Raw genomic sequence first — 26,562 nt, forward strand, 5'->3', positions numbered from 1 at the left:
CAGTTGCGCTCGCGTCACACACCACGGTCTACCGGATCAGGACCCGCCGCGAAGGTGAATCACACAGATTGATCACGACCGAATACGCGCCCTAGGGCGCCGGATGCAGCCGGATCGCCGAGGCCGGGCACATGGCGGCCGCCTGGCGGGCCTGTTCCGCCGCCCGTCCGCCGGGCTCGGCGGCGAGCACGACGACCTGCCCGGCCTCGTCCTGGTCGAACACCAGCGGCGCGGTCACCGCGCACTGCCCCGACGACACGCACCGCGAGGTGTCCGCCTCCACCCGCGCGACAGACCACTCGCGCGGTTGCTCCCCGTTCACCACAGGACCGGGACCTCGCCGAGGCCGCCCGCGAGCCGTTCGGAGTGGTCGCGCAGGCTGCGCGCGTCCACCGCCAGCCGCAGGCCGGGGAAGCGCCGGAACAGCGCGGTCAGCGCGACCTGCATCTCGGTGCGTGCCAGCACGTTGCCGATGCAGTAGTGACCGCCGTGCCCGAAGGCCAGGTGCGCGTTGGGGGAACGCGACGGGTCGAAGGTGTCAGGCCCCTCGAACGCCCGCCCGTCCCGGTTCGCGGCGTTGATCGCCACCAGCACCGCCTCGCCCCGCGCGATCGCGGTCCCCGCGACGGTGACGTCCTCGCGGGCGTAGCGGGTCAGGCCCAGCCCACCGGGCGCGGACATCCGCAGGACCTCCTCCACGGTGGCGCGGGCCAGCACCTCCGGGTCGGCGACGAAGCGGTCCCGCCGGCCGGTGTCGCTCAGCAGGAACAGGACCCCCAGGTCGATCCGGGCCGACGTCGTTTCGTGGCCCGCGAACAGCAGCCCCACCGCCAGCCGGGTCATCTCCCCCTCGGTGAACGAGGGGTCCTCCGCCTGCACGGCCAGGATGTCGCTGATCACGTCCTGCCCCGGCTTCTTGCGCTTCTCCTCGGCGATGGCGGCCACGTACGCCTCGAACTCGGCCATGGCCGCGGCCCCGTCGGCCCCGTCGTACAGCGCGCCGATCCGCTCCGACCAGCCGCGCAGCAGGTCCCGGTCCGCGACCGGCACACCCAGCAGCTCGCAGATCACCATCACCGGCAACGGGAACGACAGGTGGTCATGCAGGTTGACGGCACGTTCCGGATCCCGCGAACGCTCCTCGTCCATCGCCTCCAGGCAGGATGCGGCGAGCTCCCCGATCCTCCCGCCCAGCCGGCGCATCCGCGGCGCGCTGAACGCGGGCGTCAGCATCCGCCGCATCCGCGTGTACTCGCGGTCCTCTTCCTCGGGTGTGGGGGCGGGGCGCGTGTGCAGCGCCGACTCCGAGATCCTCGGCGCGTCCTCGGAATCGGGGCGCAGCCGGGAGAACCGGGTGTCGCCCAGGACCACCCGGGCCTCCTCGTAACGGGTCACCAGCCAAGCCGGGTCACCGGCGGGTGTGGTCACCCGCGTGATCGGGCCTTCCTCGCGCAGACGCGCGAGCAGCGGCGCCAATTCCAGGGCGTTGGGGCGCTCGAAGGGTAACTGCGGTGCGGGTGCGGTCATGGTCTCTCCTCGCCGGCCAAAGGCCACAAGAGCAGTGAACGCTTGGCGGAACCGCCCTCTCCTGCACGTCCAGGCCCGGGACGGACGAACGGCATCCCTGGCCAACAAGTGAGAGTCAGCTCTCTCTTCTCTCTGGAGCGTAACACCGCCGGCACGCACAGTCAGCCACCGGGCGCCGTCGGCCTGCGGTGACAACCCGCCGCGCCGCCGCCCTCTGCAGCCGGCCGGCCGGACGCCGTGCCCGGACCGCGGCCCGGGGGATCGCGGCCCGGGCGGTGGGGTCGACCGGTGGTCGCCCGAGGTCAGCCGGTCTTGGCCCGGACGCCGTCGATGGTGTACCAGGGGCTCATGGGCTTGCCGTCGGCGGTGTAGGAGTGGGAGACCTTTCCGTCGGCGCTGCCGATGGCGAAGACCTCGGCGGAGCGGGCGTCGGGCTCGTAGAGGGCCGACGGGGTGCCGGTGAACGCCCACTTGGTGTTGAGGGACTCCCAGCCCTGGTAGGCGCCGGCGTTGAGGTTGTAGGTGTGGTTCAGCACGCCGTCCTTGCCGATGCCGAAGACCTCCATGGCGTTGGTCGTCGCGTTGTACACGGCCGCCGGGCTGCCGCCGAACCGGAAGCCTTCGTCGAGGGTCTCCCAGCCGTGCCAGGCGGAGCCGTTGAACAGGTAGTTGTGGGACATGACCCCGTCGCCGCCGACGGCGTACACCTCGGTCACCTTGTTCACCGGGTTGTAGGCCACGGCCGGGTTGGAGGCGAATGTGAAGCCGGTGAAGTTGGTGCTGTCCCAGCCCTGGAAGTGGCCGCCTGCGGTGGACCAGTTGTGGACGACGGTGCCGTCGGTGCCGGTGGCGAACACCTCGGCGGTCTTCGTGTCGGGGTTGTAGAGGGCGGCCGGCGTTCCGACGGCGAACTTCTTGTTGCTGTCGAGGGATTCCCAGCCGTCGTAGGCGCCGGCGTTGAGGTTGTAGGTGTGGTTCAGCACGCCGTTCTTGCCGATGCCGAAGAGCTCGATGGCGTTGGTCGTCGCGTTGTACACGGCCGCCGGGCTGCCGCCGAACCTGAACCCGTCGCCGATGGTCCGGAAGCTGCTCCACTGCGCGCCGCCGTTGAACAGGTAGGAGTGCGAGATGATCCCCTCGGCGGCGCCGGTGGCGAACACCTCGGCCACCTTGCTGACCGGGTTGTAGACCGCCGCCGGACTGCCCGTGAAGACGAACGAGTCGTCGATGGCGAGCCAGGCCGACCAGGCGGCGCGATCGGTGCTGTAGGAGTGGCGCATGTGGCCGTCGGTGTCGATGGCGAACGCCTCGGCGGTCTTCGTGTCCGGGTTGTAGACGGTCGCCACCTTCCCCGACACCAGTGACGACGCGGGCACCTGCGGGTCCGGCGGCGGGGTGGTGTCGTCGACGATGCTGTTGTTGCGGACCGGGGCGTAACCGTTGCCCTTGATGTATTCGGGGAAGTACGGGTACGGGATGGTGCGGTGGTGGACACCGCTCCCGCTGAACTCGTAGCCCAGGTAGGACGTGTGCGCGGCGTTGGCCCAGCGGTCGAACAGGACGATGTGGCCGTCCTTGCCCGCGGCGTCGTTCAGCAGCGCGTCGCCCGGCCGGAGGTCCTCCTTGCCGATCCTCGACGCGACTCCGCTCGGGATGAAACTGGTGGTGTCCAGGCCGGGGGTGCCCAGCTTCCAGGCCATCGAGGCGTAGCCGGAGCAGTCCTGACGGTACCCGTCGTGGTAGGCGGACCAGCTGTAGTCCAGGCCGAGTGACACCCAGGACTTGGCCCGGGACAGGACCTCGGAGCGGCTGATCCGGGGTCCGGCCGCCAGGGCCGTCGACAGGGCGCGGGCCTCGCCCTGCCCCGGTGAGGCGTACTCGACTCCCGGGCCCGGGTCGGCGTTCGCCGGGGCGGATCCCAGGGCGAGCCCGGCGAGACCGGCGGTGAGCAGGAGGGACGCCGCGCGGAGGGCTGGGCTGGTGGTGCGCATGTGTGGTCTCCAGGGAGTTCGCACGTCACCGGAGCGAGGAGGAGCGAGCCACCGCGGTCCGTTCACCCCCGACCGGACGGATGTGCGGAACGGCCGTGCGCGCCCCGCACCAACTGCCCCGTACCGCCTCCGTCCTCATCGGACGCGAACGCGAGCTCGGCCAGGTGACCGCCGCGCTCCGCGCGCCGCCGGAGGGCACCCCGGCGGACCTCGTCGGAACCGTTCCGGTGGTGGTGGTCTACGGCATGGGCGGCCTGGGGAAGACCACCCTGGCCGTGCACGCGGCCCACCTCCTGCGGGAGGCCTACCCGGACGGACAGCTGTACGTCAACCTCAACGGCTACGGCACCGGCCCCGAGCGCGAACTGAACGACGTCCTGGCACGGTTCCTCACCGACCTGGGCGTCAGCGGGAGCTGCCTGCCCGACCACCTCGACGACCGGGCCGCCCTGTACCGCGACCACCTGGCCCGGCGCCGCGTCCTCGTGCTGCTGGACAACGCGCACGACCTCACCCGCATCGCCCCGCTGATTCCCGGGGCGGGGCCGTCCGCCGTGATCGTGACCACCCGCCGGGCCCCGTCCGGGCAACTCGACGCCGTCCGCATCCCGTTGCGGCCGCTCGGCACGGAAGGCCGTGACCTGCTCGCCCTGGTGTGCGGCGAGCACCGGGTCGCGGCCGAGCCCGAGGCCGTCCGACGCATCCTGGCCGTGTGCGGCGGTCTGCCCCTGGCCATCCGCCTCGCCGGCGGCCGGATCGCCAACCGCCCGGGCTGGCCGCTGAGCGTGCTCGCCGACCGGTTGGAGGACGCACCGCAAACGCTGGAACTGCTGACCGCGGACGACACGTCGGTGCGGGCCGCGTTCGCCATGAGCTACCAGACGCTCCTGGAGAACGACGGTGCCGGGGAGGCGGGCTCCGCCCGGGCCTTCCGCCTGCTGGGAGTGTGGCCGGGCTTCCCGCTGTCCCTCGAAGCGGCCTCGGCCCTGCTGGACGAGCCGATCGACCGCACCCTCGACCTGCTGGACACCCTGGTCGACGCCCAGATGATCCAGTCACCCGCCCCGCACACCTACGTCCTCCACGATCTGGTCGCCGGCTACGCGGCGGAACTGGCGCGCACCCAGGAACCTTCGCAGAACCAAGCGGCCGCGCATGACCGCCTGCTGGCCTGGTACGCCCGCGCGGTCCACCACGCCGGCACGCTCAGCACCCCCTACTGGGGCGACACCGAACCGGTGGACGGGCTCGCCCCCTCCCCCGCGCCGCTGCCCCGACTCGCCTCTCCCACGGACGCCCTGGCCTGGCTGCGCCAGGAGATGCCGGCGATCCGGACAGCCGTCCGCCGGGCGGGCGCCTCCGGCCGCCCCGAACCGGCCTGGCAGATCGTCGGCCTGCTCACCGGCTACGGGACCAGCTACTGGTGGGAGGGCCACTGGGGCCCCCTCGTGACAAATGCGCTGGACCTCGCGCGGGCACACGGGGCACGGCGGGCCGAGGCCCGCCTGTACGTCGTCCTCGCGACGATCTCCGGCCACAACTGGGACCACGCCGGGTGCCTGGCGCACCTGAACACCGCGGAGGAGGTCTATGCCGAGGAGGACGTCAAGGAGGGCCTGGCCATGGTCCTGCTCGTCAGGGCGCTGACCTTCCTCAAGGAGGGTCGGCTCACCGAGGGCATCACGGCCGCCCACGAGTCCATCGCCCTCTTCCGGAGCGTCGACGGCGGGGACAACCCGGTGGCCCTGTGCACCCTGGCCAAGCTGCACCTGGCGACGGGGAACGCCGAGGAGGCCGAGCGGATCCTCCGCCGGTACACCGAGGTGTTCCGGCGCGAGCTGCCCTCCCTGGTACCCACGACACTGACCAGCCTGGGCGAATCCCTGGCCGCCCTCGGCCGGCGGCAGGACGCCCTGGCGACCCTGGCCGAGGCGCTGTCCATCGCCGAAGCACTCGGAGACCACAGCGCCGCCGCGGTGGCGCTGCAGGTGACCGCCACCGTGCACGCCCGCTCCGGACGGACCGACGCCGCGAGGGACTACTGGACCCGGGCCCTCGCCCTCGCCCGCCGGGCAGGCCTCGTGAAGGTGACCAGCTACAGCCTCGACGGGTTGGAGTCCCTGGCCGCGTCCTGACTTCGAGGTCAGCGAACCCACCGCCCCCCGCTGGAAGCGAAGTGGACAAAGTAGGATGACTCAACTCCCGCGCTACGCGCGAAGAGTTCCATGAATATTCCATTTGTCCGATTAATCTCCGCTTCACACGCACGGAGCCACCCTCATGGACAACCCGTCCGACGCCGACACCCGCGGCGCGATAGAGACACGCGGTATCGAACCCGTCCCCGACCACGAGCGCGGGGGCAGAGTCCGCGAGCTCTTCCCGACCTGGATCGCGGCGAACATCAGCGTCCTGCTGCTCACCATGGGCGCCGCCCTGGTGGTGTTCAACCGGTTGAACTTCTGGCAGGTCCTGATCGTCGCGGCGTGTGCCGCGCTCGTCTCGTTCGGCATGGTCGGCGTGCTGTCGGTCTCCGGGAAGTGGGGCGGGGCACCGGGCGCGACCCTCTCGCGGGCCACCTTCGGGGTGCGCGGGAACCTCTTCCCCGGCGCGATCCTCTGGATCGCCCGGTTCGGCTGGGAGACGATCAACGCCGTCACCGGTGCCTACGCCGTACTGACGGTCCTCGACCTGCTCTTCGGCGTCAAGAGCAACACCGCGCTGATCGTGATCACGCTCTTCACCTTCGTCGCCTGCACCTTCCTGGTCTCCGGCATGGGCCGGAAGGCACTGAACGTCTGCAACACCTGGTCGACGTACCTCTTCGGCATCTTCAGCGTGCTGGTGCTGGGCTACCTGGTCGCGACCATGAACTGGAGCGAGGTCTTCGCCAAGCCCGCGGGTACCACCGCGATGATGATCGCCGGCATCGGGACCATCGCCGCCGGTGGCATCAGCTGGGTCCCCACCGGCCCGGACTTCGCCCGCTACCTGCCGCACGCCGCCTCCGGCAGGAAGATCGTCGGCGTGACGGTTTCCGGTGCCGGCCTGGTGATGGTCCCGATGGTGCTGATGGGTGCCGTGATGGCGGTGGCCTCGCCTGGCCTGGCGCAGGCCGCGGACCCGGTCTCCTTCCTCGGTGACCTGCTGCCGACCTGGCTGGCCGTGCCCTACCTACTGACCGCGATCGTGGGCATGCTGCTGATCAACAGCCTCTCCATGTACTCGGCCGGCTTCACCGCGCAGACCATGGGCGTCAGGCTGCCGCGCGCCCTGGCCGTCAGCATCAACGCCGTGATCTCGCTGGTCGGCGGCCTGCTGCTGATGCTGGTCGCCAAGAGCTTCCTGGGCTCCTTCATCACCTTCCTGATCCTGCTCGCCGTCTCCTTCTCGGCCTGGATCGGCGTCTACGCGGTGGACATGTTCCGGCGCCGGTCGCGTGCGGTGCGCTACGACGCCGCCGCGCTGATGGACACCAGCAGGAACAGCCGGTACTGGTACGCGGGCGGCTTCTGCTGGCAGGCGATGACGTCCTGGGTGCTCGCGCTGCTGATCGGGCTCGCCTTCACCAAGTGCGACTGGTTCGCCGGCCCGCTCTCCGACACCCCCGTCGGCAGGTACGGGCTCGCCTGGGCGGCGACCGTCGTGATCTCCGGCGTGATCATGGCCGTGCTCCCCGCACCCCGGGAGAACACCTCCGCCACCGCCGAGCGGCCCGCCGGCCTCCAGGCGGAGCGGACCGAACGGGTCACCGCCTGACCGCACGACGCGAACCTCCGCACGCCCCCGGACCGCCCTCGGCGGTGAACGGCTTGCTGCCCGGTCGCCGGGGGCGCTTGCGGCCGGCCTCCAGGACCAGCGCGACCGGCAGCAGCCCCTCACGGCCGGTCTGCGGGTAGACGGTCGGCCACAGCCACAGGTCGTGGGTCCGGGCGCCCCGCCGGCGCAGCGAGGCCTCAGCAGCGGTGGCCGGCCCCGGCACCCGGGCGAGCGCCCGGGTGTCGCCGACACTGCACACCACCCCCTTGTCCGCCGTCTGACCGGCCCCCTTGTCCCACTCCTTGACCAGGCACCTTGTCCCGCCCGGAATACCCCGATCAGGGGCCTTGTCCTCCCGGTTTGTCCGTGACCGGGATCGCGCCACCGGTGTCGGCGCGGCCCGGCGGAAACCAGGCCGCTTCGTCAGCCGGTCCTCGCCTTCTTCGTGCGCTGCTTGGCCTGCTGGTTGGCGTACTGCTGGCGGGCGGCGTCGGCGGCGCACTGGGCGCGGTCGGCCTCGGTGCGCACGCGCTCGTTGCCGAGCGGGTGCCGCTCCCACTCGCGCAGGGCGTCGGCCTTGCGCTGGTGCCGCTCGATCACCTCCGGCAGGTCGCCCGGACCGGTGGTGACGATCCGCCGGAACTCAGCGCCGAGCGCGAGAAGCCGCCCGCGGAGATCGTCCGGGAGCTCGGCCGGAATCCTGAGCAGGCCGATGGTGCCGACGATCCGCAGCGTGCCATGCCGGGTCGAGACGATCTCCACCCGCTTCTCGACCACCTTCGTCTCCGGGCGCCGGTAGCTGGCGGTGAAGACGGGCAGCGGCTGGTCGAGCCCCGCACCGGTCAGGCCAGGCACGACGACAAGGCCCGTGTCCATGAGGTCGCACGTGATCTGAACGGCCTCCTTCACACCGATCGGCCGACCCGCCGGGCCCGGAAGTCCGGCAAGCTGCCGTACGGTCGCCTGCTGCGCGGCGGCGGCCTGGCAGGCCAGCCAGGCGAGCATGCGCGCTTCGATCAACGGCAAGCGGCCGATGGCGGCCGCAGCCAGTGCTTCACGGGGAGGTGTCGCCGTGGGTTTGGTCTGGCGCGCCTCGTCATAGGCCCGGATAGTGATCATCAACAGTCCGTCGTCTCGGAGCACCCGTCTCATGCCGAGGAGTGCCGCCCGGAGATCTTGCCCGGAGAGCAAGTGCGGGAGTGAGTTGTCCGAGCAGAGCAGGACGTCGAAGACCTTGTCACCGAACGGCAGTCGGCGCATGTCGGCCGCAGCCGCTGGAGGCCTGCCGCCTCGGGCCGCCGCCTCGACGGCAGCGCGCGCGGCGGCGACTGGGCTCAGGTCGCTGCCGACGACCTGATGTCCGGCCAGCCGTCTGGGACCAGATCACCGGAACCACCGCCCTGCCCACCACGGCCTGAACCAGACACCACCACCGCGGCCAGACACGCCCCGAACCGGATCACACCGCCGAAGACTCACTCAACCTGACAACGCCTCCCCAAGCCCTCGGCGGTGCCGGTTCCGGACCTGCTGGGACGCGACTTCACCGCCGATCAGCCGAACACCCGCTACGTCGGGGACATCACCTGTCTCCCGGTCGGTGACGGCCAATTCCTCTACTTGGCAACGGTGCGTGAGAGCGACGCCCCGCCGGAGACCGAACCGGCGCCGGACGACCTCGCCTACGTCATCTACACCTCGGGCTCGACCGGGCGCCCGAAGGGCGTGGCCATGCGCCATGAGGGCCTGTCCAACATGATCGCCTGGCAGACCCGGCGCACCCCCTTCGAGGCGGACGACCGCACCCTGCAGTTCGCACCGCTCACCTTCGACATCTGCCTTCAGGAGAGCTTCGCCACCTGGGCGGTGGGGGGGCACGCTCGTACTCGTACCGGAGGATGTCCGCCGGGACGCGGACGCGCTGCTGCGGCACGTCATCGAGAAGCGGATCACCCGACTGTTCCTGCCCTATGTGGTGTTCCAGCAGCTGGCGGAGGTGGCCACGGCCCGCGAGCAGTGGCCCATGACACTGCGGGATGTCTTCGTGGCCGGAGAACAGCTACGGGTGACCCCGCAGCTGACCGCGCTGTTCACCCATGTCCCGGCGGTTCTGCACAACCACTACGGACCGACCGAGGCGCATGTCGTCACGGCTCTCACACTCACCGGCCCGGTCACCGGCTGGCCCGCGCTGCCGCCGGTGGGACGCCCATCGACAACGTCCGGATCTATCTGCTGGACGCCCTGGGTACCCCGGTCCCCGCAGGGGTGCCCGGCGAAGTGCACGTCGCCGGCCCCTGCCTCGCCAGGGGCTATCTGAACCAGCCGAAGCTGACCGAGGCGAGCTTCGTGCATGACCCGTTCCACGGGGCGCCGGGCGAGCGCGTGTACCGCACCGGGGACCTTGCTCGCTTCCGGGCCGACGGGGAGATCGAGTACCTGGGCCGCATCGACCGGCAGGTCAAGGTGCGCGGCTTCCGGGTCGAACTCGGCGAGATCGAGAACCGGGTGATGGCCCACCCCTCCGTTCGCGAGGCCGTCGTGGACCTGCACGGCACCGACGGCGCCGAACAGCAGCTGATCGCCTGGGTGGTCCCGCAGCCGGGGGCCACGGTGGACGCCGGGACCCTGCGCCGGCACTGCCGGCGCACCTTGCCCGAGCACATGACCCCCCAGGTCTTCGTCCCACTCGACGCGCTGCCGCTCTCCAACGCCGGCAAGGTCGAACGCAAGCGGCTTCCCGAACCCGGCCCGTATCAAAGGCCCGAGGGTGCCTGCTACACCGAGCCGACGACCGACACCGAGAAGTCGGTCGCCAAGGCCTTCGGGGAGGTGCTCCAGGTCGAGCCGGTGCGTGCGCCGTAGAGGGTGATCTTCCGGGAACTGTTCACCCTCTACGGCGCACGCACCGGCGCGACCCCCGGCACGCTCCCCGAACTCCCCGTCCAGTACGCGGACTGGCAGCACGCCCGGCTCGCCTCCGGGAAGCTCCAGGACACCGTCGATTACTGGCGCGACCGGCTCGCGGGCGCGCCGGCCCGGCTGGAACTGCCCACCGACCGGCCCCGGCCGCCGACCCAGTCCTACCGCGGGGCGGTCGAGCACTGCCATCTCGACCGGGAGCTCCTGGGCGATGTCCACGCACTCGCCCGTGAGTCCGGGGCGACGCTGTTCATGGTGCTGCTGGCCGCCTGGATCGTTGTGCTGTCGCGCCGCTCCGGCACCGAGGACCTGACGATCGGGACGCCCGTCGCCGGACGGCCCGCCCTGGAGATGGAGCCGTTGATCGGCTTCTTCGCCAACACCCTGGTGCTGCGGGTGAGCACCGCGGGCTCCCCCAGTTTCCGGGAGCTGACCGACCGGGTGCGGACCGTGACCATGGACGGATTCGCCCACGAGGAGATGCCGTTCGAACAGCTGGTGGAAGTGCTGCAACCGGAGAGGTCGCTCAGTCACAGCCCCCTCTTCCAGCACATGTTCATCCTCCAGAACACCCCCACCGAGGGGTTCGCGCTGCCCGGACTGTCGACGGGCGCCCTGACCGAGGACTGCCCGGACGGCCTACGCGCGGGACTGGAGTACGCCACCGACCTCTACGCCCGGGACACCGCGGAACGCCTCCTCGACGAGTGGCGGACCGTGCTGCGGGTGGCGGTCGCCGCCCCGGACACCCCGGTGGACCGGCTGCCGCTGCTCTCCCCCGCGCGCTGCGCCGACGAGGGGTGGGACCGGGGACCCTGGTCGGGCTGTACCTCCTCCGCTCTCCGGAGCTGGTGATCTCCCTGCTGGCGGTGCTCAAGGCGGGCGGCGCGTATCTGCCGCTCGACCCAGGCGCCCCTACAGAGCGCACCGCGTACATCCTCGGCGACGCCTCGGCCGCGTTCGTGCTCGTCCGGTCCACCTCGGCCCGGCCGCCGGATGTCCCGGAATGCACCGAGGTCCTTGAGGTGGACCGACTCGACCTCACCGGCCACCCGTCCGGCCCGCCGCACCCGGCGGCCGGCCCCGCCGACCTCGCGTACGTGATCTACACGTCCGGTTCCACCGGCCGCCCCAAGGGCGTCATGGTCGAGCACCGCAATATGAGCGGTTTCTGCGCCGCCATGGACGAGGTGTTCAGCGCCCCGACCACACACGGGGAAAGCAGGCGTCCGCCCAGGTCACAGCGCACGACAGCACCCCTCGCGACAGGGGGTGTCCCGTCTCAAATGGTCTGCTCTGCGAGTAGGGCTGTGACCTGCGGCGACCAGATCACTTGAGACGCCCGGACGCCGAAAATCTCAGGCTATCTGGTCCCGGAAGCCTGGATGCCGGGTGTCGTCTCAGTTGATCCGGTCCGTCCCAACGCAGGCCAGCGGCCTCGTAGTCTCTCGATGTGCCCGCATCCCGAAACATCGACTCCTGGCAGCAGGTGGAATCCCGAGCGGACTTCGCCACTTACCTCCGCTTCCTGGCCTTCGACCGCGAGCGTGCCTGCGGCGCCAAGCACCGGACCCACCAGAGCATCAACGGCTTCCTGTTGGGCTGGGTCCGCCTGCTGGGCAGCCGTATCGACGGCACCGACCTGCTGCACGAAGAAGCCCCCGAGTCGACCGGCCTGGTTCGCGGCCCGGAATCGCGGTTGCTGACCAGATCACTCCGTCACGGGCAGGCACTCGGCGAGCAGGTCGACGACGTCGCGCCAGGCCCGCTGCGCGTGCCGTGGGTGGTGGCCGACGCCGGGGAGCACGGTGTGGTCGACCGGCGGGTAGTGGAAGGCGTGCAAGGCTCCGCCGTAGACCACGAGGCGCCAGTCGACGCCCGCGGCCTGCATCTCGGCGGTGAACGCGTCCCGTTGCGCGGGCGGCATGATCGGGTCTTCCGACCCGACCCCGGCCCACACCGGGCAGCTCCGGCGCGGTCCGGAGGCGGTCGCGGTCTCAGGCCACCGGCCGGAAGGGCGCGGTGGAGTACGGCGTGGGGGCGATGATGTGATGGTGGCCGTCCTGGACCTGGTAGACGAGGTGGGCTTGCGCGATGGACGGGTCGGTCGTCTGGTCCGGGTAGACCAGGTTGGTCTGGTCGGGAGAGCCGAAATGGTAGGAGCCGTTGACCCCGCGATGGACGATGCGGCGCAGGACGCGGTTGACCTCTTCGGTGTCGTGGGGCGAGTCGCATTGTGACCATGCGGCGGCCAGTAGGTGGATCATGTCGTAGCGGATTCCCGCGCTGGACAATCCGGGTGTGCTCCCGAAGCGCCGGAGGAACCGTCGCTCGAATTGATGGCCGAAGTTGTCGCCGTACAGTCCGCTGACGGTCGCCCAGAGCATTCCCTCGGCGCGGCCGTCGGCCTGGTCGAGGAATTGGGGAACCGAGGGCGAGTACAGGGCGTACAGCAGGGCGTCGGACGGATCGCGCCGGAATTCGCGTACGAAGGCCGCCATCTGGGCCGTGGCGAAGTGGGCGATCATGACGGCGGCGGGGTCCAGGTCGCGGATCTGGCTGATGACGGTGGTCCAGTCAGGCGCGAAGGAATTGATGTGTTCGACGGCCGGCCGCCATCCGGCTCGTTCGGCCGCTTCCATCGCGGACGGGGTGAACGTGGTCATATCGGTGTCGTCGGCGTCGAAGACCTGAAGTCTGTTCGAGGCGGGGCGCCACGCTCCTGAGTCGCGCAGCGTGGTGAGCATACGGACGAAGCCGGTTCCGTAGACACTCTCCCGGCCGCACACCTGGAAGACGTTGCTGAACGTGTCGGTCTCTTCGGCGATGAGATCGGCGGCGCTCGCCGACGTCGAATGGTGCAGTAGGGGAGAGCCCGCGGAGGCCGCGGGGAGGAACTGCGCGCTGAGTGAATCGCGGGAACGCTGGAGCGTGTATCCCGTGGTGATCGCGTCGACGTCCTCGCCGACGAGTCGTTCGATCGCGTGCTGTATCGCCCGGCCGTCCTGGATGTTGACCCGGAGCGGGATGTGCTCGATCCTGCGGCCGGCTACACCGCCGCGTTCGTTGATCTCGTCCACGGCGAGTCTGGTGCCCTGTTCCATCTTGAGGCCGTCACCGAGCCAGTCCCCGGCGGAGGGATAGACGGCGCCGATCAACAGGGGTCGCGGGCGGGTGACGCGCCGTCGTGGAGCGTCGGGGGTGGACGGGCTCCCGGGGTTGTCGCGTACCGCCGCCTCCAGCCTCAGCGGGCCGAGCGACGGGAGGCCCGCCAGCTCGCCCCGTACCGGGAGGGTGAACAGGTCACGGTCCAGCGCGATCGCTGTCGCCGCGGCGCGGCTGGTGACTCCCAGCTTGTGCAGAAGCCGCTCAACGTGGGTGGCGGCCGTGCGCCGGGAAACTGTCAGGCGGGTGGCGATGTCGGGGTTCGTCAGTCCGCAGGCGACCAGGGTCAGCACCTGGAGCTCACGCCCGGTGAGTCCGGAACGTTCCTCCGGCGCGAACAGCCGGACCTCGACGTGACAGCCCCCGGACGGACGCCCGGCGGGTGCGATATGGACGCGCAGGATCTGGGGATGGCCCGTGTCGGGCTCCTTGGGGAGTACGACCGGGTCGGGGCCGGTGTCCCAGGCGAAACACACAGGGGCGGGCAGCCCGATGCGAGCCGCCGTGCGCAGATAGCGGGAAAGGCCGGCGTGCACGGTGATTTCGCCGCGATGGCGCTCCCGGATCTCACCCGCGCGGGACACCATGGCGATCACCGTGGAAAAACGGGGCGGATACGTGCTCATCAGGGCATCGTAACCGGGGGCTGTGTTGTCCGCTTGTCGGTCATTTGACCGACGAATTCTGACGATTTCGCTGACAGCATGCGGGCATCGACCGGACTCGAGGGAGACCCTGATGCCCAGAATCGCCAGCTGCACTTCAGCGTTCCGTGAAGTCGCGGATTTCGAGGAGTTCGCCGCACATCTTCGGGATCTGCTCGACCAAGCGGTCGGCGCCGACCTCGTCGTGCTGCCCGAACTGGTCACCTTCGAACTCATGACGGCCGTTCCCGGCTGGCGCGACGCTGTGGATCTGGAGCCTGTGGTCGAGACCGTACGGTTCACCGACCGGTACCGGGAACTCATGGCCCGCGAGGCCGCGAAGCGCGGACAGTACATCCTCGCCGGTTCACATCTGGTCCGTACCGGGGATGGCGGCCTGCTCAACGTCGCTCCTCTTTTCGGGCCGGACGGAGCGCTGCTGCACGAGCACGCCAAAACCCACCTCTTCCCACTCGAAAATTCCCTCGGTATCGGCGAGGGAGACGGTATGGCGGTCGTGGAACTTCCCTTCGGCGTCGTCGGCGTGAATATCTGTTACGAGGCCGAGATCCCGGAGTGCTCCGCGTCGCTCACCGAGCAGGGTGTGCAGATCGTCCTCGTCCCCTCGCTCACCATCACCGAGGCCGGGTTCTGGCGCGTCCGTCACTGCGCCGCCGCCCGCGCCGTCGAGAACCAGATCTACACCGTGCACTCCGGTGTCGCCGGTCCCGCACGCGGGCCCTGGCCCGGGGCCTGGGCGCGCAGCGCGGTCCTGGGCCCGTGCGACGCGGGCTGGCCCGACAACGGGGTTCTGGCCGAGACCGCCGCCAACGTCGACGCGGTCGCCGTCGCCGATGTCGATCTCCAGCGGCTCGCCGAGAACCGGAAGACGGGCGCCGCGACGACCTTCGCGGACCGCCGCCGGCGCGCGGAGCGCTACCGGGCCTGGCCCTCCCACTGAGTCCGCGTTCGGCCACCGACCATCCCGATCAAGGAGACGAGGACCCATGTCCAAACCGACCGTATGCCTGACCTTCGACTTCGACGCCATCTCCGTCTGGCTGGGCACTATGGGCCTGTCCACCCCGACGTATGTGTCGCGCGGCGAGTTCGCGGCGAACGTCGCGACCCCGCGCATCCTCGATCTGCTGGAGCGTGAAGGAGTCACGTCCACCTGGTACATCCCCGGCCTGGACGTCGACACCTACCCGGACGTGTGCAAGCGCATTCGCGACGCCGGCCATGAGATCGGCCACCACGGCTACGCCCATGAGGGGCCGACCAGCCTGGACGAAGCCGCCGAGTCCGAAGTGCTGGAGCGTGGACTCGACGCTCTCGACCGGGTTCTCGGAGTCCGCCCGGCCGGCTACCGGTCGCCCGCGTTCGATCTCTCCCCGAACTCCACACGGCTGCTGTCGGACTTCGGGTTCACGTACGACAGCAGCATGATGGGGCACGACTTCGAGCTGTACCGCTGCCGTACCGGCGACATCATCCACCGTGACCGGGCCGTCGAGTTCGGGCGCGAGCTGGACCTGGTCGAGGTGCCCGTCTCGTGGACCCTCGACGACTTCCCCTTCATGGAGTTCGCCCTCGCCCCGCCGATGTTGATGCCCGCCTCCACCGACGTCGAGGGGCTGGCCAACCGCTGGCTGGCGGATCTCGACTTCATGGTGGAGGAGGTTCCGCACGGGGTCTTCACCCAGACCTTCCACCCCCAGTCCATCGGCCGCGCCGGGCGCATCCGCATCCTGGAACGGATCATCCGCCGGGCCAAGGAACACGGTGCGCGGTTCTCCACCGTGAACCAGGCGGTCGGCGACTGGACCGCACGGCCCGGCACCGGCAGAGGCTGACCCCACCACGCACCCCGGGTTGTGCATACCGCTCCCCGAACAACTGCGGCAGCCCCTCCGGATCACGGTCGGGGTCTCGGTGCCAGCGGATGAAAGCGGAGGCTGCGGGACGGCGGGCATCGCAGGCCGGGCAGGGCTCCATCCACACGCCCGTCATCAGGCGAGCAGCAGCCGGCCCGGCCAGGCCGGTCCGCGGACGACTTCGACGGCGGGGTGGCCCCAGACCTCTTCGGTCTGGCGGTCGTTCTGGTCTCCTCCGAGGCAGGCGGTGATCAGGTTCCGGTCGGTGCCGTAGGCCCGGCGTGCGTTGTGGTCTTCGGTGAGCAGGCGCAGGTGTCCGTCCAGGAGGAGGTAGGCGCGTGCGTCTCCGGACCAGGCGACCGACAGCAGGCCGCCGGGGATGTGCACCACGACGACGGCCGCGGCGGTGGGAAGGTCGTGGTCGGCGGTCCGGGCGGGCTCTGCGGCGTAGTGGTCGTACTCGGCGCGCAGGCCGGCTTCCGCGTCCGCGTGCAGGACCGCGGCGCGGGCCAGGCGGCGGGCGGCGGCCGGGGTCCAGGTGCGGACGGCCGGGGTGTCGCCGACGCCATCGAGGAGGGCGTAGGCCCGCGTACCTGCGGACGACGTCCACACGGCGGTGGCGTCGCATTGATGGTTCCGGTCGCCGCCCAGCTGGGATGTCCCGTACGTGATCAGCAGCCGCCCCCGCGGCATCGTGCGGGGCATCCCCGCCGGGACGGTACCCCTCCGCGCAGAGCTACCGCGACAATGCCTCCAAGCAGTGGATGACGCATCTGCACCAGCTGCAGGTCGTGCTGTTCCGTCGCGGCCAGGTGGCCGCCCAGCCGCGCAAGCTGATGCCGTCATGGAAGCCGCCGATGGAGCTGCCGCTGTGCATGCTGGCGGTCGCCCAGAAGTGGCTGGCGGCACGCGAGCTGACCGATGCTCCGTCGACGGTGGACAAGCTGGAGCTCGCGGTGCGGGTGTTCGGCGTATGGCTCGGCGAGAACCATCCCGAGATCACCGCCTTCGCCGACGTCACCCGGGAACACTGCCTCGACTGGATAGGCCACATCGCCCAGGCTCCTGCGGAGCGGACCGGCAAGCCGCTGGGCGTGATGTCGCGGATCCAGCGGATCTCCGGGCTCTCCCAGTTCTTCCGGGACACCGCCGTCTGGCAGTACGCCGACGTTCCCGGCCACACCCTGATCGGTGCGGGCGATGCCCCCAAGTACCCCCAGAAGGTGCCCCGCTTCATCTCCGACCACGAACTCGACAAGCTGATGCCGGCCATCGAGGCGCTGACCTGCCCGTTCCAGCGCGCCGCCCTTGCTGGTGGCCCGCTGGTCCGGGGCCCGCCGCACCGAGATCCAGCGCCTGCCGATCGACTGCCTGGACCGCTACCCCGACGGCACCCCGCGGCTTCGGCTGTCCGGCCGCAAGACCTATCGCGAGCGGGTCGTCCCGCTGCACGAGGACGCAGCCGCTGCCCTGCAGACCGTCATCGACCTGCGGGAGAACGCACCTGAGCGGCCCTTCACCGACGAGCGCACCGGCGAGGAGATCCGCTACCTGTTCATGAGCCACGGCAAGCTGCTGTCGACCTACTACCTGTTCGAGACCCCGATCCAGGGTGCCTGCAAAGCAGTCGGGCTGGTCCGCCCGGGCGGTCGCGGCGGTACTGGTCGCGGCACCGTCTCGGCTCACCGGTTCCGGCACACGGTCGGAACCCAGCTTGCTGAACGCGGGGCGAAGCTGCACACCATCATGAAGGTACTCGGACACACCTCCGTGAGCATGGCCCTCGTCTACGCACAGGTCAGCGCCCAGGAAGTGCTCCGTGACCACCGCGCCGTCCTCGGACCCGGAGCGACGATCGCCGGGCCGGCCGCCGAGGAGCTCAGAACCGGAGCACTGCCGGACACCTCGATCGACTGGCTTAAGACCAACTTCTTCAAGACCCAGCTCGAACTCGGCCGGTGCCTACGACTGCCCGCCGAGGACTCGGCGACCCGTCACGACGTGGGGCGGGTCCTCGCCGGCGGCGAGGCGTACACCAGACCCCGCCACCACAAGAAGGGCACCAAACCCCGGCGAACCGGATAGGCCACGTCGGCCCGCGCCACAGCCCGAGCAGGGTGGCCTACGCTGCGGCCATGCCGAAGATCAGACTGAGCAACGACACCGAGAAGACTCTTGGGATATGGGTCGAACCGTGGGGCGAGGACTACTGGATGAAGCCCAACGAGAAGTTCACGATCGTCACGGACACCCCGAAGGACACGGATCCCGACGAAGCGCCATTCGAGGTCGTCTTCCACGACCAAGGAGCCAGCGTGTGGGCGAACATCGGCTACCAGCCCACCGTCTACGACCACTCGGGCAACGAGGTCGACTGCGGGCACCAGCGCCCCGTCGAAGTCCCGCGCGCCTGGACCGAAGCTGCCGAAGCCGCCGCGGAACGCCCCGGCTTGTCAGCGGAACTCCAAGAGACGGTCCGCAGTCAGGCGCAGACCATGCGGTGGCGACTCTCAAGGGCCGAAGCCGCCGAGCAGGAAGCGCAGGACGGCTGACACGAGCTCGGAAGTGCCGACCGCCAACGGGTGCCCGCCCAGTCCTTCAGCTCAACGGCCGATGCCAGAGGTTAAATGCCAAGGTCAGTACCTGTTTTCGATCCACCGTGCAACGGGGGCCGGTCCTGGCGGGGCCAAATCGGCTGACGGCCCGACAGGGGCCACGGCCACACTCGAAGGGGTGAGTTATGCGCAATCGCTCCGTGCGCCTGAGCCGTGGAACGGGATACTCGGGCTGCCGCCAGCATGTGGGGAGACACGGAAGACGGCCGTGTCAGCACCCGCCGGTCACCTGGCCAACCGCCCAGGGAAGGTTGCGTCATGAGTTCCGGAGAAAGTACGGGCCGGCCTCTCCAAGGCCGCTCCACTCGACGGTACGTCCCCGCCCGGGGCGTCTACACGGAATCCGCGCGCCTCCAACGACTCGACTGGCTCCGCTCCGTCACCGGCCTGACGCTGAGCTCCTTGCAGCACACACGACTCGACGCCGGCAGGCTGACCGGCAACATCGAGGGATTCATCGGCGCCGTTGAGATCCCCGTCGGCATGGCCGGCCCCCTGCTGTTCTTTGGGCAGAACGTCCAGGGCGAGGTCTACACCCCGATGGCGACCACCGAAGGCGCCCTCGTCTCGTCGGCGACCCGGGGCGCCCTGGCCGCCACCCTGGCAGGCGGGGTCACCACCCGCGTCGCGGCCCAGGCGATGACGCGCGCACCGGTCTTCGTGTTCTCCCGGCTGGAGGGCGCCGCGCGTTTCGCCGCGGCGGTTCCCCGGCACCTCGGCGACCTGCGTGCGGTCGTCCGCCAGGTCTCCGACCACGCCGAACTCGTCTCGGTCGAACCCGTGGTCCTGGGCAGGGCCGTCCACCTGCGGTTCCGGTACACCACCGGTGACGCGGCGGGGCAGAACATGACGACCGCCTGCACCTGGCGCGCGTGCCAGTGGATCGAGCAACAGCCGCACCTGGCCGGGGGCTGTGGGCTTGAGAGGTTCATCGTCGAGGGGAACACGGCGGGCGACAAGAAGGCGTCCGCCCAGGCCCTGGCCGAGGGACGGGGCATCAGGGTCTCCGCCGACTGCCGGCTGCCGGTCGGCGTGGTCGAACGGGTCCTGCGGACCACCCCCGACGAGTTGGTCTCCGGCTACCAGCACATCGCGGCCGGGGCCGTCCACAGCGGGGTCCTCGGCTCCCACGCGAACACCGCCAACATCGTGGCCGCGATCTTCACCGCGACCGGCCAGGACATCGCCTGCGTGCACGAATCCGGGGCGGGGCAGTTCATCCTCGAACGGACACCGGACGGCGTCCACGCGAGCATGACCCTCCCCGGCCTGGCTCTCGGTACGGTCGGGGGCGGCACCCACCTGCCCGCCCAGCGCGAACTCCTGGAGACGATGGGCTGCACCGGCCGGGGCAGCGCGCACCGGCTCGCCGAGATCGTCGCTGGCTTCGCCCTGGCCCTGGACCTCTCGACCGTCTCGGCAGCCGTCGCCGGACACTTCGCCGGCGCCCACGAACGCCTCGGGCGGAGCCGGCCTATCCCCAGGCCCCAGTCAGGGGGGCCGACCGCAACAGCCCGTGTGATGGCGTCCGAAGCCTCGCTCTCATGCCCGAACCAGCCTGCCCCCGCGCAGACCGACGGCGGCACCGCTTCACGTGGCTGAGCTTGTCGCTTATGGTCCGAAATAAACGTTGTATCGCATTTGAGCACCCATACGGGTGTTCCTCCTTTCGGGGTGAGTTCTACAGCTGTCTGATCGTCCGAGGCGACGCATTGTTCGAACTCGCCGACGCGCTGCTGTGCACGGACGGCCCGGCCAAGACCCTGGTCAGGCTGGCGCTGGCGCCCGAGCACCGGCACGGGCACGGTGCGCTGTACGGAGGGATCAATCAGGGTCCCGGCGACTTCGCCCGGCTGCGGCGGGCTCTGGCCGGTCGCCACCTGCTTGCACCAGGTCCGGCAATCGGCCCAGCTCGCAACAGCGCAGGCCCCGGACTTCTGTCCGGGGCCTGCGCGCAGTGCGCCTGGCTACTGATCAGCCAGGCGCAGAGGTCAGAAGCGGCTGCGGCGTACCACAGGCCGGGCGGGCGGGACCTGGTCACCGCGCAGGGCGAGGGCCGCGGCGCGGGTGCGCTCCAGCCAGTCGGCCACCTGGCGCAGCGTGACGGGGTCGAGGTGGCGGGTGAGGTCCCGGATGGCCCGGTGGTCGCGGTCGGTGAGGATGTGGAGGCCCACGCGGGCGAGAGCGGTGTAGAGCGGGTCGGCGGCGGGCCCGGCGAAGCGGCGGTGCGCAACATCGGCGCCCTGCCGGGCCTGGCGGGCGGCCTCGCGAGCGCGGTCGGCAACGTCCTGGCGGTGGTGCTCTGCGCACTGGGCGCGCTGGAGTCCGAGGTCGTGGTCCGGGCCGTAGGACTTGAGCATGGTGGTGGCGGCCTCGCCGCGGATGCGCTGCCGCTCCTGGAAGACGACCGCGGCCCGGACGACGGCGCTCTCGTCACCGGTGTCGGCGTGCCGGTCGGCGATCCGCAGGTCGTCCTGGGCGGCGGCAGGGCCCGGACGACGGCGGCCGTCAAGGCTGGCGGCCGCCTTCTCCCGGCAGAACGACGCCCGCGGCACCCGGCGACGCCCGGCGGTGCGCTGCCGGGCACCGGCGTGGGTACGCTGCTGCCGATCGGGGTGTTTCGGACGGCCGGGAAACGGCACGAGGGCCTGTGCCCGCGCAGATGCGCGGGCACAGGCCCTCGTGGGTCACTCCGGTTGCCCCTGTCCGGCCCCCGGGGTGAGGGGAAGCCGAATGGTCGGCTTAGTACCAGTGGTGGGTCTGCCAGAAGCTCCAGGCGGCGTTCGGGCTGCCGTAGCGGGTGTTCATGTAGTCCAGCGCCCACTTGATCTGGGTGGACGGGTTGGTCTTCCAGTCCGCACCAGCCGAGGCCATCTTGGAGGCCGGCAGCGCCTGGCCCAGACCGTACGAGCCCGAGCTCGGGTTGGTCGCCGTGACGTTCCAGCCCGACTCGTGGGAGATGATCTGGCTGAACGAGGCCAACTGGTCCGCCGACACGATCTGAGCGGCGATGGCCTGCGGGGAGGCGTCCGCGGCCGAGGCGACGGTGGGGACCACGGCGGCACCCAGGGCGGTCACACCGGCGGCACCGGCAAGAATCACGGCAGAGGTACGCATACGGAGCTTGAAAGCGGGCATGAAGAGCAAGACCTCAATCGGGTTGGGCCGGTGTCACGCCCCGCCTCGACCATGGCCGGACAGGGGCCGAACGGTCGCAGGGCGTGACTCGGCGGTAAGCCGTTCACCGGCGGGACAGGAGCCGGTGTGGCTGGCGACGAATGCCAAGTTGCCAGACTGGATCGGCGCTCGCCAAGGCCCCTTCGCTACGACCCGCGGTCGTAGCGAAGAGGCCGGATCCGATTCGAAGGAAGGGCCTGTCCGGAGCGCGCCACCCCTCCCGGCCTGCACAAACACCCCCCAGCCCCCTTGCGAAGTGGTGCAAAACGGACTGCTAGCCGTCGTCGTTCATCGCATCCGCGTGTGAGCGCACTCACCGCCCCGGCCCCGGCACCATCACCGACCGGCCCACCACCCACCACGCCGAGTCACCACCGATCGCCCGCCATTGAGACCGCCACCACACCCGGCCGACGCGGGAACGGCACCACCGGACGTCGCCACAGCTGCCGCCCCCCTGACCGGCACGGCGGCAGCTGGGCAGGGCGCGAAGCCGCCGCAGGACCCGGCCGGCCACCGAGACGCTCGTCCCGGCCGGCACCGCCCGCATCGAGGACCTCACGTCGCGGCGGGGCGGGGCGGGCACCGGCGGCTGGCGTCCGCCCCGCTGGTGTCCAGTGCTCGTTCCGCCAGGCCCGAACGGCTTCGTCGAGGCGCTCGGCGCCCTCCCAGTGGGCCGGGTGGGGCATCCGGCCGGCGGTCTCGCCATCCGTACTCGAGGGCGCAGGCCAGGCCGACCGGGTCGGAGGCGGCGGGGACGTCCAGTTTCATCGGCGGGTAGACGCCGGGGTCGGATTCGCGGTCCCGGACGTACGACCAGTCGACCGTGCTGTCCCAGTTCACGGTGAGCAGGCAGTCGGCGTCGGAGCCATCGGGGTCGCCGACCGGGCCATGGTTGCCGGCGCCCGAGCCGAGGAGCGCTTGCAGCCCGGGAGCGCCCCCACCGCCATCAGCGCGCCCGAAGCCGCCGGCTCAGGCCCGCACCCGGCCGGCGACGACACGGCGGACCGGGTGCTGCTGGGACTGGCACGGTCACCGCACGCGTTCGGCGAGTCCTTCGGCGACATGGCTCCACCGCTGCAGTTCCAGTTCAAGCCGTATCAGGACCTGCTCACGTCCCAACTGCTCCAACGGGTCGGCGACGCTGAGAGGACCACGCCGGGCGCCCTGGCTTGACAGCCCACCCGCCGGGGCCGGGGCGGCTGCCACCCGCCGAAACCGCGACCGAGAATCCCGGCAGGCTGTCACCAGAAATCCCGGCACCCGCCAGACCGGGCCTTACCCGAAGGAAATACCGGCCGCATTCGTGAGCGGAATACGGCGGCCTTTTGGGCGGTCCGTCACTTCGCGGGATTACCCGGACCGCCCCGAGACGGCCCCCGGAGGGCTCCGGACGGCCAGGCGAACACCCCCGGGAACACCCACAGCGGCAGCCCGGCCGGGCCTCCAGACAGCCGGAGCAGGGTTGCGTCACCAGCAGCCGGTAACGCAACCACCGGCCCGGGCCCGGCGCAGCACGGACAGGCCGGGACGGGCAGGCGCAGCCGAGCCGGGCAGACGGGGGCCAGGCGGGAGCGGGCAGGCCGAACGGGACGAGGCGGGACCGGGCCACCACCCCACACAGCGGGGCGGCTTGTGGTGACCTCCGGGTTCCGTCACCGTGGGATGGTGACGGGTCATCACGGACAGACGCCTGCCGCCGTCGCCCTTGCCGTAGAGGTCACGGTGATCCGATATCGGTGCCGCCCTGACCACCGCATTGCTCAGGGCCTCCCATTCCGGCAGCACCGCAAGCGCCACATCTGTGATGGGCTGGGGTGCGGAGGGCAGGTTGCATGCCTGCTCGAGCCAGGTAAGGACGGCCTGACGCAGCTGGGAGGTGTCTTCCATGCGGCACGCGACTAGCGCACTTCGCCGTCTACGCGACGTGTTCTCACACGTCAGAAGCGATGCGAACTCTGCAGTGATCGGTAGAGTCGACTTCGGCTGGATGCGCAAGCTCGGCTGGATCGAGCCCACCGCCCTCGCCGCGGATGCGCTGCCACTCCTGGAGGACGACCGCGGCCCGGTCGATGGTGTCCAGGGTGAGCCCGGCCGCCCGCCGACGGACCCGGGTACGGACGTCCCCGAGCAGGCCGTGCTCCCGGCCGTCCGACTCGTCCTCGTCGACGGCCTGGTCGTCGTCAGGGCGGGCCGGGTACTGGGCGAGGGCTGCCTGCAGCGCCGCTGCGACGCCCGTCTCCCCCGGCCGGCAGGCTGACCGGTAACCCAACAACCAGAGCTCCCTACAGCGTTCTCATTGGCTTCGGAACGCGGTTGCAGCTCTTGAAACACTCCAGGTCGGACGCCACACACGAGGTGCCCCCTGACACACCGTCCCTTAAATGCCCAGACCAGCGCCCTCTTGCGGTACGCCTATACGCTCTCTCAACTCGTGAAACAAAGCAGGTCAGAAGCCACCAGCGACCTCACCGCGTTTCAGTTCCACTGAGGCCACATACCCGACAGCCCAGGCCCCGCACCGGCCTCTTCGTATCATCAGCCATATGACTGCTGATCTACCGGAACCGGTCCGCCCAGGTGATGTGCGGGCCTCTCATGCCGAGCGCGATGCGGTGGTTGAGCGTCTACAGGAGGCAGCAGCCGAGGGGCGCCTCGACCTCCACGAGCTGGATGCGAGGCTGGAACAGGCGCTGATCGCCAAGACTCACGCCGACCTGGCGTCGCTCACTGGCGACCTGCCGCCCGTGGTTCCTGTGGATCCGGGACGTCCGCTGGTGCTCAAGGGGGGCCTTAACGGTGTTTCCCGTATCGGGCGCTGGCAGGTGCCCGCACGCATAATCGCGTATGGCGGCCTGGGCGGCGCCAAGCTTGACTTCACCCGGACCGACTGCCGACTGTCGGCCGTCGAGGTGGAAGTCCATGGCCAGATGGCCGGCGTTACCGTCGTCATCCCTGATGGCTGGGCTGCGGAGACCGGTGGGGTGGATCCCGGCCTCGGTGGGCTGAAAGACCTGACCACCTCCGACCGGCTCTCGGGTACACCGCTTATTCGTCTCAGCGGCACCGGTGGCCCGGCGGGCGTGGTTGTCCGCCATCCGAATCGTTGGGAGCGCCGCAAGTTGAGGCGCAATCCGCCGCAGTGAGTCAACGGGCCGGACGACCCGAGCGCACCAACCACGGGCCGCACGCGAACACGAACACGCAGCACCGAACGCGGCGGGCCAGGAAGGGCCCAGGCCGCCCGCGCACGCCCGTGCCCGGGGACGAGCCGCCGAGCCCGCCCCACCCACGCGGCCGGCACCAGCCGGACGCCGGGAAGAAGAACAGCCCACCGCAGGTACCGAACCCGAACCGACAACCGCAACCACAGACCAAAAACCAAAAACAAAGACAAAGGGAAGAAAGGAGAAGAGGGTTGTCGAGGTGGTGAGTTCCACCTCGACAGCCACTCACCACTGCCCCTGACCTGCACAGTTGCCCAGATTCCGAGCCCGGCGGCCGGAAGAGGCGGCCACCGGTTGGCGCACCCGTTCTCACCACCGGTTGCCGGACCGGTTAGAACACCCGTTGTCGGATCGTGACCGCAAGGGCCGCCGGTGGTGAGAAATCCGGTGAGAGGCGCGGGCTTCCATCCCGATGCCCGCTGCCACCAGGGCGGCGGGCGCCGACTTCGAGGAGCCCGTGATGGCGATGCCGCCCGAGATCGACCACGCCGTGGTCGCCGCGCTGTCCCAGTTCCGGATGGCCACCGCCGAGCAGCTGCGCGTCCTGCACACCCCCGAGGCCGGGCCGGAGCAGATGCGCCGGCGTCTTCGCCGGCTCAAGGACGAGGGCCTGGTCGAGGACGTCGTGCTGCCGCAGGCCGGGAGGCCGCGGGCCTGGTTCCCGACCGGGCACGCCGCCCGGATCGCCGCAACGTTCCCCGAGCTGGAGGGCGTCGCCTCGCCGCCGCCGCCCGGCGACAAGAGCGCGGCGCGGCTGCGGCTCGGTCGCATCCTGGCCGTCGTCCGCACCCACGTCGCCTTCGTGGCCGGCGCCCGGGCGGCGGAAGACGAGTGCGCGCCGCTGGACTTCCTGCCGGAGGTCTACCACCGCTACGGCGAAGGCCCGGCCGGGGCAGTCATCCCCGACGGCCTGCTCCACTACGGCCGCACCGCCGCCGACGGGCGCACGCCGCACCGGGCGTTCGTCGAGGTCGACCGTGGCACCATGGCCAGCGAGAAACCGGCGTCGAAGCTGATCGGCTACGCCCGCTTCCACGACCACCACCCCATCCCGGCGCACCTGCGGCGCACCTCCCACGCCCAGGGCGTGCTCCCGGCCCGGCAGCAGCACTACGTCGTCTTCCCGCGGCTGCTGTTCGTCCTCACCGGCACCGGCCAGGCCGGCTTCGCCAACCGGGCGAACGACCTGGAGATCGCCACCCGCACCCCGTACGTCGCCAGGATGCTGCGCACCGTGGCGGCCGGCGTCGCCGAGCTGGAGGATCTGGAAGCCGATGGCGCGGGTGCCGACCTCTGGTGGTCGATCGCCGACCTGGACGACGGGCCCGCCCCCTGGTGGGAGCTGACCGGCACCAGGCCCTGACCGGCACCGCCACTCATTCCTTGATGGCCCGCCCCGGACTGCTGGGGCGGGCATCAAGGTGCCCTGACCGGGCCGGCCGCCGGGCCATCAAGGTGCGCGATGTCATCACAGGGTTGATCGCTTCGTTCTACCTGCGCAGAACGAACCGGAGGGCGCGGGGCGGGCATCAAGGTGACCGATTCCGCTCTCACCAATGCTTTGACCTGGCGCGTTATCTCGCCGTGACATGGCTGCCAAGGTATCGGACGGATACCTTGGCGGACCATCAAGGTGCGGAGCGCGGCTCCGTGGCGCC

General features: G+C 70.5%; 23 protein-coding genes and 5 pseudogenes. 17 read left to right on the plus strand and 11 right to left on the minus strand.

Annotated features, from left to right (window positions below; genetic code table 11):
• Positions 1 to 91: 91 nt before the first annotated feature.
• From ACIP82_RS09105 to ACIP82_RS09115, 3 genes are all read right to left on the minus strand, one after another.
• Entirely contained in the window at positions 92 to 322 is a 231-nt protein-coding gene (locus tag ACIP82_RS09105; RefSeq protein ID WP_400652350.1) for a ferredoxin, read from the minus strand.
• Positions 319 to 1,527, minus strand: coding sequence for a cytochrome P450 (locus tag ACIP82_RS09110; protein ID WP_400652353.1), 1,209 nt, complete (start codon positions 1,525 to 1,527; stop codon positions 319 to 321). The genes ACIP82_RS09105 and ACIP82_RS09110 overlap by 4 nt, the downstream gene beginning before the upstream one ends.
• 302 nt (positions 1,528 to 1,829) lie before the next feature.
• Positions 1,830 to 3,518, minus strand: a complete 1,689-nt coding sequence (locus ACIP82_RS09115; RefSeq protein WP_400652356.1) for a hypothetical protein — start codon at positions 3,516 to 3,518, stop codon at positions 1,830 to 1,832.
• A gap of 95 nt (positions 3,519 to 3,613) precedes the next feature.
• Here ACIP82_RS09115 and ACIP82_RS09120 point away from each other — a divergent pair, with 95 nt between their 5' ends.
• Both ACIP82_RS09120 and ACIP82_RS09125 read left to right on the plus strand, forming a co-directional pair.
• Positions 3,614 to 5,653 (plus strand): tetratricopeptide repeat protein, encoded by a 2,040-nt coding sequence (locus ACIP82_RS09120; RefSeq protein WP_400652358.1) that lies wholly within the window; start codon positions 3,614 to 3,616, stop codon positions 5,651 to 5,653.
• 145 nt (positions 5,654 to 5,798) lie between these two features.
• On the plus strand, positions 5,799 to 7,277 hold the full coding sequence (locus ACIP82_RS09125; protein WP_400652360.1) for a purine-cytosine permease family protein: 1,479 nt from the start codon (positions 5,799 to 5,801) through the stop codon (positions 7,275 to 7,277).
• Here the strand turns inward: ACIP82_RS09125 and ACIP82_RS09130 are convergent.
• The 3 genes and pseudogenes from ACIP82_RS09130 to ACIP82_RS09140 all read right to left on the minus strand — a co-directional run.
• Complete coding sequence (locus ACIP82_RS09130) at positions 7,267 to 7,539, minus strand: hypothetical protein (RefSeq protein ID WP_400652362.1); 273 nt, start codon at positions 7,537 to 7,539, stop codon at positions 7,267 to 7,269. The two genes, ACIP82_RS09125 and ACIP82_RS09130, sit on opposite strands and share 11 nt — an antisense overlap.
• A gap of 161 nt (positions 7,540 to 7,700) precedes the next feature.
• A complete protein-coding gene (locus ACIP82_RS09135; protein WP_400652365.1) occupies positions 7,701 to 8,396 on the minus strand; it encodes a hypothetical protein in 696 nt (231 codons plus the stop codon).
• 6 nt (positions 8,397 to 8,402) lie between these two features.
• Positions 8,403 to 8,645, minus strand: a pseudogene (locus ACIP82_RS09140) (class I SAM-dependent methyltransferase); the annotation flags it as partial.
• Between the two features lie 261 nt (positions 8,646 to 8,906).
• On the opposite strand from ACIP82_RS09140, the pseudogene ACIP82_RS09145 reads away from it, so the two are divergent.
• The 5 genes and pseudogenes from ACIP82_RS09145 to ACIP82_RS09165 all read left to right on the plus strand — a co-directional run.
• Positions 8,907 to 9,128, plus strand: a pseudogene (locus ACIP82_RS09145) (AMP-binding protein); the annotation flags it as partial.
• A 73-nt stretch (positions 9,129 to 9,201) separates the two neighbouring features.
• A pseudogene (locus ACIP82_RS09150) lies at positions 9,202 to 9,536 on the plus strand (AMP-binding protein); the annotation flags it as partial.
• A 21-nt stretch (positions 9,537 to 9,557) separates the two neighbouring features.
• Complete coding sequence (locus tag ACIP82_RS09155) at positions 9,558 to 10,142, plus strand: hypothetical protein (protein ID WP_400652368.1); 585 nt, start codon at positions 9,558 to 9,560, stop codon at positions 10,140 to 10,142.
• Positions 10,143 to 10,145: 3 nt separating this feature from the next.
• Entirely contained in the window at positions 10,146 to 11,054 is a 909-nt protein-coding gene (locus ACIP82_RS09160) for a condensation domain-containing protein (protein ID WP_400652371.1), read from the plus strand.
• On the plus strand, positions 11,000 to 11,536 hold the full coding sequence (locus ACIP82_RS09165) for an AMP-binding protein (protein WP_400652373.1): 537 nt from the start codon (positions 11,000 to 11,002) through the stop codon (positions 11,534 to 11,536). Before ACIP82_RS09160 ends, ACIP82_RS09165 begins: the two co-directional genes overlap by 55 nt.
• Positions 11,537 to 11,910: 374 nt before the next feature.
• Here the strand turns inward: ACIP82_RS09165 and ACIP82_RS09170 are convergent.
• Together ACIP82_RS09170 and ACIP82_RS09175 are read right to left on the minus strand one after the other, a co-directional pair.
• A pseudogene (locus ACIP82_RS09170) lies at positions 11,911 to 12,213 on the minus strand (dienelactone hydrolase family protein); the annotation flags it as partial.
• A complete protein-coding gene (locus ACIP82_RS09175) occupies positions 12,197 to 13,990 on the minus strand; it encodes an ABC transporter substrate-binding protein (protein WP_400652737.1) in 1,794 nt (597 codons plus the stop codon). The pseudogene ACIP82_RS09170 and the gene ACIP82_RS09175, both read right to left, overlap by 17 nt.
• Before the next feature lie 112 nt (positions 13,991 to 14,102).
• Between ACIP82_RS09175 and ACIP82_RS09180 the strand changes: the two genes are divergently transcribed.
• Together ACIP82_RS09180 and ACIP82_RS09185 are read left to right on the plus strand one after the other, a co-directional pair.
• A complete protein-coding gene (locus tag ACIP82_RS09180) occupies positions 14,103 to 14,969 on the plus strand; it encodes a nitrilase-related carbon-nitrogen hydrolase (RefSeq protein WP_400652376.1) in 867 nt (288 codons plus the stop codon).
• A gap of 46 nt (positions 14,970 to 15,015) precedes the next feature.
• Positions 15,016 to 15,864, plus strand: a complete 849-nt coding sequence (locus ACIP82_RS09185) for a polysaccharide deacetylase (RefSeq protein ID WP_400652379.1) — start codon at positions 15,016 to 15,018, stop codon at positions 15,862 to 15,864.
• Positions 15,865 to 16,020: 156 nt separating this feature from the next.
• On the opposite strand, the gene ACIP82_RS09190 is transcribed toward ACIP82_RS09185, so the two are convergent.
• Complete coding sequence (locus tag ACIP82_RS09190) at positions 16,021 to 16,590, minus strand: mucin-2 (RefSeq protein ID WP_400652382.1); 570 nt, start codon at positions 16,588 to 16,590, stop codon at positions 16,021 to 16,023.
• Positions 16,591 to 17,199: 609 nt separating this feature from the next.
• Between ACIP82_RS09190 and ACIP82_RS09195 the strand changes: the two genes are divergently transcribed.
• The 4 genes and pseudogenes from ACIP82_RS09195 to ACIP82_RS09210 all read left to right on the plus strand — a co-directional run.
• On the plus strand, positions 17,200 to 17,970 hold the full coding sequence (locus ACIP82_RS09195) for a tyrosine-type recombinase/integrase (protein ID WP_400652384.1): 771 nt from the start codon (positions 17,200 to 17,202) through the stop codon (positions 17,968 to 17,970).
• A 50-nt stretch (positions 17,971 to 18,020) separates the two neighbouring features.
• Positions 18,021 to 18,437, plus strand: coding sequence for a hypothetical protein (locus ACIP82_RS09200; protein WP_400652387.1), 417 nt, complete (start codon positions 18,021 to 18,023; stop codon positions 18,435 to 18,437).
• Positions 18,438 to 18,758: 321 nt separating this feature from the next.
• Positions 18,759 to 20,102: a hydroxymethylglutaryl-CoA reductase gene (locus tag ACIP82_RS09205; protein ID WP_400652390.1), complete on the plus strand. Its 1,344-nt coding sequence runs from the start codon at positions 18,759 to 18,761 to the stop codon at positions 20,100 to 20,102.
• An 11-nt stretch (positions 20,103 to 20,113) separates the two neighbouring features.
• Positions 20,114 to 20,374 (plus strand): annotated as a pseudogene (locus tag ACIP82_RS09210) (transposase); the annotation flags it as partial.
• A gap of 117 nt (positions 20,375 to 20,491) precedes the next feature.
• Here ACIP82_RS09210 and ACIP82_RS09215 read toward each other — a convergent pair.
• Both ACIP82_RS09215 and ACIP82_RS09220 read right to left on the minus strand, forming a co-directional pair.
• Positions 20,492 to 21,055: a hypothetical protein gene (locus ACIP82_RS09215; RefSeq protein ID WP_400652753.1), complete on the minus strand. Its 564-nt coding sequence runs from the start codon at positions 21,053 to 21,055 to the stop codon at positions 20,492 to 20,494.
• Between the two features lie 187 nt (positions 21,056 to 21,242).
• Positions 21,243 to 21,617, minus strand: a complete 375-nt coding sequence (locus tag ACIP82_RS09220; protein WP_363614857.1) for a transglycosylase SLT domain-containing protein — start codon at positions 21,615 to 21,617, stop codon at positions 21,243 to 21,245.
• Between the two features lie 981 nt (positions 21,618 to 22,598).
• Here ACIP82_RS09220 and ACIP82_RS09225 point away from each other — a divergent pair.
• The 4 genes from ACIP82_RS09225 to ACIP82_RS09240 all read left to right on the plus strand — a co-directional run bounded on the left by ACIP82_RS09225 (position 22,599) and on the right by ACIP82_RS09240 (position 26,267).
• A complete protein-coding gene (locus ACIP82_RS09225) occupies positions 22,599 to 22,853 on the plus strand; it encodes a hypothetical protein (RefSeq protein WP_363614859.1) in 255 nt (84 codons plus the stop codon).
• Positions 22,854 to 23,640: 787 nt separating this feature from the next.
• The gene (locus ACIP82_RS09230; protein WP_363609799.1) at positions 23,641 to 23,937 is read left to right on the plus strand and encodes a hypothetical protein; all 297 of its coding nucleotides are present in this window, start codon (positions 23,641 to 23,643) and stop codon (positions 23,935 to 23,937) included.
• 286 nt (positions 23,938 to 24,223) lie between these two features.
• The gene (locus ACIP82_RS09235; protein ID WP_363609797.1) at positions 24,224 to 24,823 is read left to right on the plus strand and encodes a DUF1707 domain-containing protein; all 600 of its coding nucleotides are present in this window, start codon (positions 24,224 to 24,226) and stop codon (positions 24,821 to 24,823) included.
• Between the two features lie 493 nt (positions 24,824 to 25,316).
• Positions 25,317 to 26,267 carry a replication-relaxation family protein gene (locus ACIP82_RS09240; protein ID WP_400652395.1) on the plus strand — a complete coding sequence of 317 codons (951 nt, stop codon included), beginning with the start codon at positions 25,317 to 25,319 and terminating at the stop codon, positions 26,265 to 26,267.
• Positions 26,268 to 26,562: the final 295 nt, after the last annotated feature.

The organism is Kitasatospora sp. NPDC088548 (assembly GCF_044753005.1).
In the GTDB taxonomy this organism is placed as follows: Bacteria; Actinomycetota; Actinomycetes; order Streptomycetales; family Streptomycetaceae; genus Kitasatospora.